This is a genomic window from Rickettsia endosymbiont of Polydrusus tereticollis (assembly GCF_964026385.1).
In the GTDB taxonomy this organism is placed as follows: domain Bacteria; phylum Pseudomonadota; class Alphaproteobacteria; order Rickettsiales; family Rickettsiaceae; genus Rickettsia.
In genome coordinates, this window is the sequence record NZ_OZ032142.1 from 1,633,664 (window position 1) to 1,647,369 (window position 13,706).

Below are 13,706 nucleotides of genomic sequence, written 5' to 3' on the forward strand. Positions count from 1 at the left end.
ATTCCCGCGAAGGCGGGAATCCAGAGAATATTTAAGCGAATTATATAGTAAATTTTTATATAATTTTGCTTGTTTTAAGTGTTTTTTCTGGATTCCCGCTTTTAGCTAGAATGACATCAAAAAATTTAATCCATGCAATAACACTGTCGTAGCCACGGCATGACATCCATACTTGTAATAACCCATAATACAATAATTATGATTTATATAGAATAACATTAAAACTCAAATAAATGACCATAAAGAATGAAGAATTGCAAAGATTAATGCAGGAAGTTGATCATAAGATTGATAAATTATTGTTATTAATAGCAAATCAACAAAATGAGATTAGTAGGTTGCGATCTGAAAATAAGCAGTTAACGGATAATTATTCAAAAATTCTTACACAAATTACTGTTTATATAGAGGAACTTGAAGAAATAAAACATACCCTTCTGCTTTGAAGAATTGCCCTTCGTTATCTCATGGATTCGTGTGCTTACGTGGCGTTGTTGCATGGATCGAGAAATTAATAAAAATCCGTCATGGCGAAGCCACGAAGTGGCTGTGGCCATCCAGGCTATCCCGAATATATGAGGGATTTAATTAGAATACTAAACAAGTTTAGTATAAAAATATGTTTAACTGGATTGCCACGCTCCTTTTAGTCGCTCGCAATGACGTTTGGGGTATCCATGCAACAACGCTACCAAGTGTGTGCTGTGCGTTATCACCATTTGCTAACAAATTCAATTATCCAAATCATTCGAGTACCATTAAACACAAAAATAATTATGTCAATTGTCACAATAACATTAAATAATAAAAATTTTCAGCTTTATTGTAATGATGGAGGAGAAAAGGAATTATTTAATTTAGCAGCTAAATTAAACGACAAAATAATTGAAATTAAATTAGTAAATCCTACCGCTTCCTTTGAGTTATTACTTGTTATGGCAGCCCTTGGTATTCAATCGGAAATACAAAATTTAACGGAAAAATTTGATAAAATGGATATTAAAAATGTCCGTGGTGATGAAGAGAAATTTGCAGAAACATTAACTACTATAGCAAGCTATCTAGAAAATCTTGCACAAAAGATGGGAAAGTGATATCTTACAAAACGGGACTGCTTAGCTCGTCAGCTTACTATTTACCTGGGACTACAATTATTACTTCAGGATCTTATCCCTGTCTGTTACTATTCTTTTAGTTCAGGCATATGAGAACCGCCTTTACATAAAGGTCTTTGAAGGATTTTAAGCAACGGCTAAAGCGGTCCTATAATATAAAAATTTATTGGAATTCCTAACTAAATATAGATACCACCATTGCGAGCGACTAAAGGTGTTGTTGTCTGGCTCAAATTTTTGATGTCATTCCTGCGAGGCATTGTTGCGTGTATCGGAATCATTACAAAAAACCCCGTCATTGCGAGGAGGGACGTAGTGCCGACGTGGCAATCTAGGAAAAAAACAGCAAAAAATGCTATGAAAATTATTATTTTCTAGATTGCCACGCCGCTTGCAGCGGCTCGCAATGACGTTTGGAGTATCCATGCAACAACGCTATCAAGCTTCCTGAATGACGCTGTACTTCTTAATAGAATCAAGGGTAGTTTCCAGAATCATACTTGCGGCTATTACATCATCGTTGTTATTGCGTTCTTTTCGTTTTACGCCGAATGATTTAAGCAAATTATTCGCCGCTTTCGTAGTAAGCCTCTCATCCTGCAAATATATCGGTAGGTCGGTATGTTTCGTAAAATCTTCGGCAAATTTTAATACTATTTCCGCTTGCGTTCCTATTTCGCCGCTCATATTAATCGGTAACCCTATCACTATACCGCAAACTTTGTATTTTTCGATTAAATTTAGTATAGTAGTAATTTGGGCTTTTTTATTTATTGCATTTGCAACGCATAAAGGCATAGCAATGGTACGCTCTTGGTTAGAGAGTGCAACGCCGATCTTTTTAGTCCCGTGATCTAAGGCGATAAGAGGATAATTAACCGGTAAAAGTCGATAAAATTCTTGAAGATTTTTTATTATCATGATAAATAAGATTACTCCATTATTAGTATATATACTGCTCGTATTTCAAGAATTAGATTTTATTTTGAGAGGTGAGCACGCACAACTTATACTTAATAAGTGAGCATGCGAATCCTCGATAAAATGAAATCTAATTCTTGAAAGATGAGTAGTATAATGCTTAAAATAATACAAAAACACTTAGATACCAAATTAATTAAATTAGCCTTAGTTCTAGCTTTTATCTATTGTCTGCTTTTTAATTCTGCCGTGCTAATCTATAAATTTGATTATTACAAGGCTAGTTTTTTTAAAGCCATATTAGAACTAACAAAAGATTTTTGTTATATTTATATATTCTCTTTTATAATATTCTTCGGCTTTACCATATATCGGTTAGTTTTAACTATCGGTACGGTCTTTTTATTTATAACATCGGCTATAGCTAGTTATTATCTTTATTTTTTCAAAATAAAGCCTACTAAAGAAATGATGGGCAGCTTTTTTTCAACCGATCTAAACGAAATTTATGAATTAATAAGTATTAGATTGATAATATGGTTAATTTTTAGCTTATTTGCCTGTCTTTATACGCTGAAAAACTTTACTACTACTAATACTAACTCATTTATTACTAAATTACTATCGGCGATTTGCCTATTTATTTTTGTTAACGCTATTATTTCGCCGCCGTTTAAAGTATTAAATAACTACTTTCCTATTCAATATTTACATAATACTTATTTAAATTTTGCACAAAACTTTAGTAATAGGCATTTAGCAAAAATAGATATTAGTAAAAAATACGATTTTGTCGATAATTCCGATCAAGCTATTATCGGGGTTTTGGTGATAGGAGAATCGGCAAGATTTGATCATTTCGGTATTAACGGTTATGTGCGAGATACTACACCTTATTTAAACTCTACTCCGAATGTATTTTCCTTTAAAGCTAAATCTGCCTCAAATCTTACTTATATTTCTGTGCCGTCATTGTTTTCGCGTCATAATGCAAGTAACTTAGAAGATAACAAGCGAGAGACTAGTTTTTTATCGGTTTTGACTAAATTAGGTTTTAATACCAATTGGATAGGCACACAAACTTTAATGAGGAATTTCGCAAATTTTGACTTAGGCACCATTTATGATGAAGTTAATTTTACGATTATCCCGGGCGGCTCAGCATTATTTACCCTAAATGATCATGACACAAAAATGCTGCCCTTTATAGAAGAAATATTAAAGCATGCAGAAAAACAATTTTTAGTTATTCATACTTCAGGGAGTCATTGGAATTATGACGCACGATATCCGAAAGAATTTGAGCATTTTACCCCTATTTGCAATGCTAGAGCTAAAACTGACTCTAGTAGCTGTAATAAATCGGCATTAATTAATAGTTATGATAATTCAACTTTATACACCGATTTTTTTTTGCATAACGTAATAAATTTATTAAAAGATAAAAATTCATTTTTTATATATATCTCTGATCACGGTGAATCTTTGGGTGAAGACGGCTATTACGGTCACGGAGGTCCTTTATTAGATCAGCAAATAACCGTGCCTTTTATAGCGTGGGTTTCCGACAAGTTTAAATCTAAACACCCAAAGTTAGTAGCCTCTATAGAAAACCACGTAAATAGCGAAATTAGCCATGATTATGTTTTCCACTCGATTCTTGATTGCCTGAATATTGGTTCCGAAATAATTGATAAAGATTTAAGTTTATGCGGAAAACAGATATAGGATAAGTTAATGGCAAAAATCTATTTTATAGCCGGTGAAATATCGGGCGATTTTATCGGCTCCCGAATAATTGGGCATCTGAAAAATAACAAGGAACTCGAATTTACCGGTATAGGCGGAAAAATGATGGAAGAAGCCGGTATTACTAAAAGCTTATTCCCTATTTCCGAAATAAGCCTAATGGGATTTATCGAAATTATACCGAAATTTTTAAAGATTAAACGATTAATTGCCCTTACCGTAGAGGATATTATTAACAGCACACCGGATATATTAATTACTATCGATTCCCCGGGTTTTACTTATAGAGTAGCAAAACGCCTAAAAAAAGCCTTACCTGAGTTAAAAATGATTCATATAGTAGCACCGTCGGTTTGGGCATATAAACCGGGTCGAGCTATAAAATATGCAAAAATTTACGATTGTTTGTTTGCGTTACTACCTTTCGAGCCGCCTTATTTTACTAAGGTAGGGCTCGATTGCCGATATATCGGTCATCCGATCATAGAACAGGAATTTTATAATGATAAATTAGCTTTGCGTAGAGAGCTGAAAATAGGGGATAAGGAAAAAATTTTATGTGTTACAGTCGGCAGTAGGCGAGGAGAAATCTTAAGACATTTGCCGATTTTTATCCCTGCTATTAATAATATTGCTAAAAATTATCCCAATCTTACGGTAATATTTACCCTTGCCGACCCGAGCCACGAAAAAATAATACAACCGTTTTTGATAAATACAAAATTTAATTATATATTTTCTAACGAGCGGCTAAAAAGTTATGCGGTAGCTGATTTAGCCTTAGCAAAATCGGGAACTAATACATTAGAAATAGCAGCGTCTAACACGCCGATGATTGTCGCTTATAAACTCAATATATTTAGCTTTTTTATTATAAAATTATTAATCAAAATTAAATATGCTTGTTTAATTAATATTATAGCCGACAAAGAAATAATACCGGAGTTTATTCAATTTAACTGCCGTTCCGCCCTTATTACCTCAAAACTTGAAGAATTATTATTGAGCCCACAAAAATCGCAGGTGCAAATAGTAGAAAGTCAAGCAGCTCTAAAACAACTAGGTTTTAAGTCAAGCCAAACTCCTTCTTTAACAGCCGCAAAAATTATAGAAAAAGAATTTTTGAAAGAAAAATTTTGATAGCCAGATATATTTGAGTGATTTCAAGAGAACGCTAGAAAAAATAAATAGTTCTTTATTAAGAGAAAAAAAGACGGGAGGCCGCACCCATCCAGAGCATTTTTTGAATTATAATAATCACTAATAATAACGTAACGATAAAATATATTTCTACATTTCTTTTTATGCTATTTAACTGCTTAACTAATGCTTTTAAGTCATTCGATATTTTTTTTTGCTCGCCGCTATTATCCGCTCTCATTGCAAGCAATTTACCTGACAAACTCATTAATTTACTATTTATCTTTTTTAATGTTTCGGTATATTCATCATCTTCATACCCGGCATTGCTATCTTTATTCATCGTATATTATACTCACTATATTATTATTATAGCCAATAGAGTTGTTTCCAAACGAGGATTTAGGGAGAATTTTAAAGTAGACGTGGTTATTATGCCCTATATTATAGGCTTTACCAATCGGTGCGTTCTTTTAAATTAACTTTAAAACCGCATACTAGTTTGTTAACTTAAGATATGCAAAAAGTGTGGATGCTAAATAGTTGACTTTTGCACAAGTGATTTATATGTTTATAATTATAACCGATTTATATTACGTTAGCAGTACGGACTTAATAAAAACATAATGCCTTAAACCTAGTTGATTTATAAAATTTAAGGAAACACTTGAAAGAACTTTTACTATATATTATTCCCGTTGTCAATAAAAAAACCACATTTCATGGTTTTTTATATATATTTTTAGTAGAAAACCCCTTAGATAATAGGGTTTAAAATAATTTAAATTTAGGGGAAGAGAAAAGAGCGGTTTTTAAAAGATGGGCGTCGTTGCGTAGCTCATAATTTGCCATACTATGGTTATTACAAGTATAGTGTCATACCGTGGCTTGACCACGGTATTCAGAAAAACCTTAATAAAAAGACTAGATGCCGTGATCAAGGAACTAGAATGACACAGCCTTTTTTCAACGTTCGTACACTAGCGGGTCAAGCTGCGGTATGATACCGAACACTTTGCAAAAATGCAAGCCATGCAACAACGCCCTCCCACTATAAATTTTTCTATAATTTCATATGACGATAAAAATCGGGATTATCTTCCCACAACTCACGAACTTTTACAAATAAAAAGAGATGGACTTTGCAGTTAAAAAATTGCTCCATTTCTTGCCGAGCCTGTGCACCGATTTCTTTTATTTTGCTGCCGTTTTTTCCGAGTATTATTATTTTATAACTCTCTCTTGTTACCACTATGACTTGATGAATTTTTACCGACTTGTCGCCCCGTTCTTCCCAACCCTCAGTTTGAACGGTTAGCTTATAAGGCAATTCTTGATGCAGGTTTAAAAATAACTGTTCCCTCGTGATTTCTGCCGCTAAAAAACGCATCGGCAAATCAGTCATATCATCCTCTTCATAAAGCCACGGCGAGGGTCTTGCTTGTGATATGATATATTCTAGCAACTCATCAATATTTTTACCAACTAAAGCAGAGATAGGGAAAACCAAACTTTCAGGGTGATCAGCAGTTAACATAGCTTGAATATCGGCAAAATATTTTGACGTAACATCTATTTTGTTTAATAAAAATACCGGTGTTATTTTAAGAGATGAGAGTTTTTTTAATATCTCAAGGGTAATTTTATCCAAAGGCTTTAAGCTATCGATAATTAACATCACGATATCGGCACTATGTAAACTTGACCAAGCACACCGAACCATGGCTTTTTCTAGTCGACTTTTCGGCTCAAATATACCCGGCGTGTCATATAAAATTATTTGCGTATCTTTAATGGTAACTATGCCGGTGATGATTGAGCGTGTAGTTTGAACCTTCGGAGTAACTATGGAAATTTTCTGCCCGATAAGCTTGTTTAATAAAGTCGACTTGCCGCTATTCGGTCTACCGATTATACAAACAGAAACGGTTTTTTGAGCTTGCTTTGTCACAACAACCCGATCGTACGCAACAACTCTCGTGCAGCGTCTTTTTCAGCTTCCTTAATGGATTGACCGGTACCGGTTTGTGAGTGACCTTTTACTGTTACTGATACGGTAAAAGTCGTAGAGTGAGAAGCACCTTTCCTGTTAATAACCTTATATATCGGCACGGGAAATCCTTTGCTTTGTGCCCATTCTTGCAATGGGGTTTTAGGGTCATAGTTAGTTAAATCCTTAACAACAATAAAATCAGCCCATAGATTCTGAACAATTTTGCGTGCAATATTAATATCACTATCACTATCAAGATAAATAGCAGCAATTAAAGCTTCCGTCGCATCTTCTATATTATTCGGATTATCACGCCCGCCTGAAAGCTCCTCTCCTTGCGTCATTATAATATAATTGCTTAAATTAAGCTTAGCAGCAACTTTGCAAAGTGTTTCTTTGCAAACTAAATAGGCTCTAATTTTTGCTAATTTTCCTTCATCATAATCGGCAAAATTACTAAATAAAATTTCGGTAATTAGAAAACTTAATATGGCATCCCCTAAAAATTCCAGTCGCTCATAATCTACATATTGACTTGAAGAATGTTGTTTTAGGGAAGGATGGCTTAATGCTTCGATTAAAAGATTTTTATCTTTAAAATTATACCCTAATAATTTCTCTAATTTTTTATCAATTATTTTCATTAGCAGCATCCATTTTATAAAGGCTTTTAAATATCCTGTTAAATCTAATAGAAGAAAGCCAAGGACCGATTCGAAGTATTTGCTTTACAATACCGATATCGTTATCCCATAATTTTAGTTCGGTAGAAAAGTAAATAAATTGTGCTTTAGCAATGAAATTTTCAAACGGTACATAACCTAAATCTATTCTGCTATCATTTGACTCGTCTCTGTTATCGCCTAGGAAAAAATATTTATCCTGCGGCACATAAAAAACTTCCGTGTTGCCGTATTTATTTTCTATTAATGTTCCGTTAATCGGAGCAATTTTATAAGAAAAATAAGACATGCCGTTCGGTAATGTTTCTTTATATCTTTTATATTTTCGACCTTCTTCGCTTATAAAAATGCCGTCTTCTATGCGTTCTATTTTTTGATCGTTAATATATATTACATCGTCAATTAATTGCACTTTATCCCCGGGCAAGCCTATTAAACGTTTTATATATCTAACATCCATATTATGAGGCGGACGAAAAACTATTATATCTCCTCTTTGCGGTTGACGTGCAAATATTCGTCCTTTAAAGAGATTAAAAGAGTCGAAGAAAGATAGGGAATAATTACTGTAACCGTAATTATATTTCGTTGAAAAAACATAATCATTTTCTAAAATAGTTGCTTTCATTGATGCGGTTGGGACAGTAAAGGGCTCCATGACTAATATCCGAATCATTAAAGCGATCAATATAACAAAAGAAAAAGAACGCCATTCTTGCCAATTTATTTGTTTTTTCTGTGGTTCAATATTTGTTTGCATATATTTATAATTAATATGGTTAATTACTCTGTCATATCGTGTGATCCTGTGTTGTTGCATGGCTCGAATATTCGATGTCATTCCCGCAAAAGCGGGAATCCAGAAAAAACACTTAAAATAAGCAAAATTATATAAAAATTTACTATATAATCCGCTTAAATATTCTCTAAATTCCCGTTTTCACGGGAATGACATTGAATATGCTTAACCTATCATGCAACACCATACTCTTTGAGCCGCTCTTCAATCTCACCACGAAAGTGACGTATTAACCCTTGAATAGGCCAAGCGGCAGCATCACCTAAAGCACAAATAGTGTGCCCTTCAACTTCTTTGGTTACTTCAAGCAACTCATCAATCTCATGCTTTTTTGCCTCTCCTCGTACTAAACGCATCATAACCCGCCACATCCAGCCTGTCCCCTCTCTGCAAGGAGTGCATTGACCGCACGACTCATGCATATAAAACTTGCTTAATCTGGCAATGGCATAAATAATATCGGTAGATTGATCCATGACGATAATACCGCCGGTTCCAAGGCTCGATCCTGCGGCTTTTAAACTATCAAAATCCATATCTACTTCACATAAAGATTTAGGTAATAACGGCACGGAAGAACCGCCCGGGATTATAGCCTTAAGATTATCCCATCCGCCTCGTACTCCTCCGGCATATTTATCGATTAGCTCTTTTAAAGGAATGCCCATTTTTTCTTCAATGTTACAAGGCTTATTGACATGTCCTGAAATGCAGAAAATTTTAGTGCCGGCATTATTCGGCTTGCCGATACTGCTAAACCAACCGGCTCCACGTCTTAAAATAGTCGGCACTACCGCTATAGATTCAACGTTATTAATAGTGGTCGGGCAGCCGTACAAACCGTAGCCTGCAGGGAAAGGCGGTTTTAACCTAGGCATGCCTTTTTTTCCTTCTAGACTCTCAAGTAATGCTGTTTCCTCGCCGCAAATATATGCTCCTGCTCCTCTATGTAAATAAATATCGCAATCAAAAGCTGAGCCGCAAGCATTTTTACCGATTAATCCTTCCTTATACGCTTCATCTAAAGCTTGTTGAATATTGGAAGCTTCGTTGTAAAACTCTCCTCTAATATAGATATAACATACATGTGCATTTATTGCGAAACTTGCCAATAAACAACCTTCTATTAATTTATGCGGTTCAAACCTTAAAATATCACGATCTTTGCAAGTTCCAGGCTCGGATTCATCGGCATTGACTACTAAATAAGAAGGTTTTAGCGATTCCTTCGGCATAAACGACCATTTAGTGCCTGTAGAAAAGCCGGCACCGCCGCGACCTCGCAGACCGGATTTTTTTACTTCTTCAATTAGCCATTCCCGCCCTTTACTCATTAAAGCCTTCGTATTATCCCAATCTCCTCGTTTTTTACCGGCTTTTATATCATGGCTTTCTGTGCCTTGCAGGTTAGTAAAAATTCTATCTTCTGCTTTTAGCATATATTGCTCATTAATAAAGATTTATCTCGTTTAACTTAAGATGCAGCAAACTTGTGACCGTGTTGTATGGCTCGAATTTTTGATGTCATTCCCGCCTTCGCGGGAATGACGTACGGTATCTTTTTAAAGCCATGCAACAATGCCGGCTTGACCACGGCATCCACTCATTAACAATCTACATCATTTAGCTATTTTCTTAGTAGCAAATAACGTGAGTATCGGAGCAGAAATAAAAATTGACGAATATGTTCCTGCGATGATACCGAAAAATACTAACACGCTAAAGCTACGAATCGCCTCACCGCCGAAAATTACTAGTGCCAAATTGGCAAGCAAGGTAGTAACAACCGTTAAGGTCGTTCGTGATAATGTTTCGTTAATACTAACATTGATAATTTGGGTAATAACTTTTTTATGCGATTTGCGTAAATTCTCCCTGATTCTATCATATATTACTACCGAATCATTAACCGAGTAACCTATTATAGTAAGGATTGCCGCAATGGTGCTTAAATTAAAATCTAGACCCGTCATACTCATAAAGCCAAGGCTTAAAATAACGTCATGCACTAAAGCAACTAATATCCCAAGACCGAAATACCATTCAAACCTTATCCAAATATAAACCATAATCGCCGCAAAGGAAAATAACATCGCCAAAACGCCTGCGTTAATTAATTGCCGACCAACTTGCGGACCGACAAAATCTACTTTACGATATTCGAATTTATAAGGAAAATTTTCTTGTAAAGTCGATTTAATGAGTTCAATATTTTTCCTTAAATTGTCTTCACTACTACTGCCGAACCTAATAGATAAATCCCGCTCACTGCCGAAATTCTGCAGTACCACCTCGCCGATGCCGAGACCTCCTAGCACTTCACGCATTTTCGGTAAGTCGGGTGCTTGATCAAGCCTTACTTCGATAACGATACCGCCGGCAAAATCAATGCCGAAGTTAAATTTATAGATACCTACCCATAATATGCTGATTAGCGATAATATAATAGATAACGTATAACTTATTTTTTTAAAATTCATAAAATCAAAATCGATTTTATCGGGTAGCAGCCTTAAAGGATATAATTGCATTATTATATTTTAGTTAAATTAATTTTTTATAAACAACCTAAATTATAAAGATATACAAAAACTTTGTATTTTCAATAATTATAAGTGCTTTAATCAAAGATAAAGCTTTTCAATATTCTTCTGGTATTTTTATTAAAATTATCTATAAAATTAATAAGAAAAATAATTTTTCGATTATATAGTAAATTTTAAACGGTTAAATAATTTTTATGTCGGAAGTAATAGTAAAAGAACAATTAGAACAATATATAAATAAAATAGAAAGATTAGAACAAGAAAAAGCAGAATTATCCGAAGAAATAAAAGATATTTTTCAAGATGCGTCTTCTCACGGCTTTGATGCTAAAGCAATGAAAGCTATCATAAAATTAAAAAAACTTGATAGAGATAAATTAGCCGAGCAAGATGCGATGCTTGAGCTTTATCGCCAAGCTTTAGGTATATAGGTATACTCGATGAACTTCAAAAATTGGCTGTGTCGTCTTATAAGTTCGCAGGTAGCCACGTATTAAGTATACGCTGTGCTCCTCGACTTATAGACTCCTTGCTCTTTTTGAAGTTCATCTTCGTCTACCCCAAACGTCATTGCGAGCTGCGTAAGGTATTGTTGCAGGGTTCAAATTTTTGATGTCATTCCCACAAAAGCGGGAATCCAGAGAATATTTAAGCGAATTATATAGTAAATTTTTATATAATTTTGCTTATTTTAAGTGTTTTTTCTGGATTCCTGCTTTCGCAGGAATGACATATAGCACTTTTTTAGAACCATGCAACACTTCGGTCGTCCGCAATAACCTTGAGAAGCTTTCACGCAACAAATCCATTGCACTTAGCCCTTAACTGCATATAATACCGACTTTAACCTAAAGTTGCAAAAGTGCTGAAATATTTAAGAGATACTCTTGAAGAGGAGTATAATAATCTTAGCTTATGGTATTTTGTTAGTTTCATTTGCGGTATTATCGTTTATTTTTCGCTAAATTTTGAGCCGTCGTTTTTAGCAATCCTAGCTATTTTTCTCTTATCCTTGTTATTACTTCTTACAAAAAAATACGGAATATTTTGGCAATTTATTAGTGGGCTAGTTATCGCCTTTACCTTTGGTCTAGTGATTAGTAAATATAGAGTCTTAAATTTACAAGGTAGCACTATCGGTAAGCCGAAAATTTTATTACACCAAAAAGAATATATTAACAGGATTATTTATAAAATTAGATTTAATATTTATCAAAATTTAGTGAAGAAATTAGGGAGCATTAAAGGTAATTTTGCTGCTGCGATATTGCTCGGCGAGACAAAAGGCATCAATCGGCAATTAATGCAAGATATGAGGCAAAGCGGTATTTCTCATGTGCTTTGCGTTTCGGGTCTACATTTATCGCTAGTGGCGATGATTTTATTTATATCGACACGTTTTTTATTAAATCTCTCTAATTATCTTTCTTACAATTATAATGTAAAGTTAGTTGCCGCTATCTGTTCGCTGATCGGTAGCTTCGGTTATCTAGAGCTAAGCGGCATGCAGATTGCCGCAACTAGAGCCTTTATTATGGCAGCGATTTTTATCTATGCCGTCATTATAGAACGCTCTTGTTTTCCGTTGCGGTCGCTGGCTATTGCGGCTTTCATAATATTATCATTAAATCCTGAATATATATTCCACCCAAGTTTTCAGCTGTCTTTTATTGCCGTGCTATCTTTAGTCGCAGGCTATGAGTTTTATTTAAAAAATCAATGGTTACTCGGTGATAATAAAGGAATCTTTGCCTCCATAAAATTTTATACGGCATCAAATATTTATTCTAGTTTTTTAGCCAGCATTATCACGGCACCGGTAGTAATAAATCAGTTCTTCATATTTTCAACTTATTCTATTCCGAATAATCTTATCGTTGTACCGATAATGTCATTTTTTCTTATGCCTCTGGCTTTGTTGTCATTACCTTTAATGTGGTTAAATATAGACGGCTTTATTTTAAAAATAATGGGTTTTTTCATTAGCATAATTATTTACTCGGCAGAGTATTTTAATAACCTTAAAGGTGCAGTTTGGTATTTCGGTTATATAACGAATTTAAGTAATTTACTCTTTTTATTCGGCTTTTTCTGGATATGTATATGGAAAACAAATTGGCGTCTTTGGGGATTTTGGATTATGGGGGTGTCTTTTATATTAATGCTTTACTCACCGAAACCGGATTTAATATTTGATGCTAGTGCGAACGCCGTGGGAGTTAAAAATCAAGATAACGAGTTAGAAATTTACGCCGACAAAATGCCGGCATTTAATAGGCTGTACTGGGCTAACTGCTTTGGGCAAAAAGATAGTTTTGTTTATCCTTTAAAAGATAATAACTTTGCAACTAATTATGGGCAGAAAATCATTATTAACGATGAGAATTTTGTAAAAAGTAAAAAGTGCGAAGAAGCAGAAATATATATTAATCTTACTCGCAATAATAAATGCCACGGTAGCCTTATTACCGTTAACAAAGATTTTTTAGACAAAAAACCGGTAATACTTATATTTTGTAATAGCAAAGAATGCCAAATAAAAACTAGTAATATTAACAATAGATTTAAGTGAAAATAATGTTTAGTTTATTAAGGTAGTTAAGTTATAATGATATTATATAATAAATTGATGTTATTCCCGCAATGCGGGGCGTTGTTGCGTGGCTCGCAATGACTGTTGGGATACCCACGCAACAAAGCCTTGTCCTACGGGAATGACTATTTAATTTCTTTTGCTACAATACACTTTAATAATTAAAT

General features: G+C 34.3%; 13 protein-coding genes. 6 read left to right on the forward strand and 7 right to left on the reverse strand.

Annotated features, from left to right (window positions below):
- The first annotated feature begins 233 nt into the window (after positions 1 to 233).
- Positions 234 to 446, forward strand: a complete 213-nt coding sequence (locus AAGD48_RS07895) for a hypothetical protein (RefSeq protein WP_341789656.1) — start codon at positions 234 to 236, stop codon at positions 444 to 446.
- A gap of 330 nt (positions 447 to 776) precedes the next feature.
- Positions 777 to 1,094, forward strand: a complete 318-nt coding sequence (locus tag AAGD48_RS07900) for a cell division protein ZapA (RefSeq protein WP_341790771.1) — start codon at positions 777 to 779, stop codon at positions 1,092 to 1,094.
- Between the two features lie 459 nt (positions 1,095 to 1,553).
- Here AAGD48_RS07900 and ruvX read toward each other — a convergent pair whose 3' ends face one another.
- Positions 1,554 to 2,036: a Holliday junction resolvase RuvX gene (gene ruvX, locus AAGD48_RS07905; protein ID WP_341789657.1), complete on the reverse strand. Its 483-nt coding sequence runs from the start codon at positions 2,034 to 2,036 to the stop codon at positions 1,554 to 1,556.
- Positions 2,037 to 2,192: 156 nt separating this feature from the next.
- On the opposite strand from ruvX, the gene AAGD48_RS07910 reads away from it, so the two are divergent.
- Positions 2,193 to 3,764, forward strand: a complete 1,572-nt coding sequence (locus AAGD48_RS07910) for a phosphoethanolamine transferase (protein ID WP_341789658.1) — start codon at positions 2,193 to 2,195, stop codon at positions 3,762 to 3,764.
- Positions 3,765 to 3,773: 9 nt separating this feature from the next.
- A complete protein-coding gene (lpxB, locus tag AAGD48_RS07915) occupies positions 3,774 to 4,925 on the forward strand; it encodes a lipid-A-disaccharide synthase (RefSeq protein WP_341789659.1) in 1,152 nt (383 codons plus the stop codon).
- Positions 4,926 to 4,983: 58 nt separating this feature from the next.
- On the opposite strand, the gene AAGD48_RS07920 is transcribed toward lpxB, so the two are convergent.
- From AAGD48_RS07920 to secF, 6 genes are all read right to left on the reverse strand, one after another.
- The gene (locus AAGD48_RS07920; RefSeq protein WP_341789660.1) at positions 4,984 to 5,268 is read right to left on the reverse strand and encodes a hypothetical protein; all 285 of its coding nucleotides are present in this window, start codon (positions 5,266 to 5,268) and stop codon (positions 4,984 to 4,986) included.
- Between the two features lie 720 nt (positions 5,269 to 5,988).
- Positions 5,989 to 6,876: a GTPase Era gene (era, locus tag AAGD48_RS07925; protein ID WP_341789661.1), complete on the reverse strand. Its 888-nt coding sequence runs from the start codon at positions 6,874 to 6,876 to the stop codon at positions 5,989 to 5,991.
- Complete coding sequence (rnc, locus tag AAGD48_RS07930; protein ID WP_341789662.1) at positions 6,873 to 7,562, reverse strand: ribonuclease III; 690 nt, start codon at positions 7,560 to 7,562, stop codon at positions 6,873 to 6,875. Before rnc ends, era begins: the two co-directional genes overlap by 4 nt.
- Positions 7,549 to 8,361 (reverse strand): signal peptidase I, encoded by an 813-nt coding sequence (gene lepB, locus AAGD48_RS07935; RefSeq protein WP_341790772.1) that lies wholly within the window; start codon positions 8,359 to 8,361, stop codon positions 7,549 to 7,551. Before lepB ends, rnc begins: the two co-directional genes overlap by 14 nt.
- Before the next feature lie 212 nt (positions 8,362 to 8,573).
- Positions 8,574 to 9,839, reverse strand: coding sequence for an NADH-quinone oxidoreductase subunit NuoF (gene nuoF / locus AAGD48_RS07940; protein WP_341789663.1), 1,266 nt, complete (start codon positions 9,837 to 9,839; stop codon positions 8,574 to 8,576).
- Positions 9,840 to 10,019: 180 nt separating this feature from the next.
- Positions 10,020 to 10,931, reverse strand: a complete 912-nt coding sequence (gene secF / locus AAGD48_RS07945) for a protein translocase subunit SecF (protein ID WP_341789664.1) — start codon at positions 10,929 to 10,931, stop codon at positions 10,020 to 10,022.
- 209 nt (positions 10,932 to 11,140) lie between these two features.
- Between secF and AAGD48_RS07950 the strand changes: the two genes are divergently transcribed.
- Both AAGD48_RS07950 and AAGD48_RS07955 read left to right on the forward strand, forming a co-directional pair.
- Positions 11,141 to 11,377 carry a DUF2312 domain-containing protein gene (locus AAGD48_RS07950; RefSeq protein WP_341789665.1) on the forward strand — a complete coding sequence of 79 codons (237 nt, stop codon included), beginning with the start codon at positions 11,141 to 11,143 and terminating at the stop codon, positions 11,375 to 11,377.
- An 881-nt stretch (positions 11,378 to 12,258) separates the two neighbouring features.
- Complete coding sequence (locus AAGD48_RS07955) at positions 12,259 to 13,518, forward strand: ComEC/Rec2 family competence protein (RefSeq protein WP_341790773.1); 1,260 nt, start codon at positions 12,259 to 12,261, stop codon at positions 13,516 to 13,518.
- Positions 13,519 to 13,706: the final 188 nt, after the last annotated feature.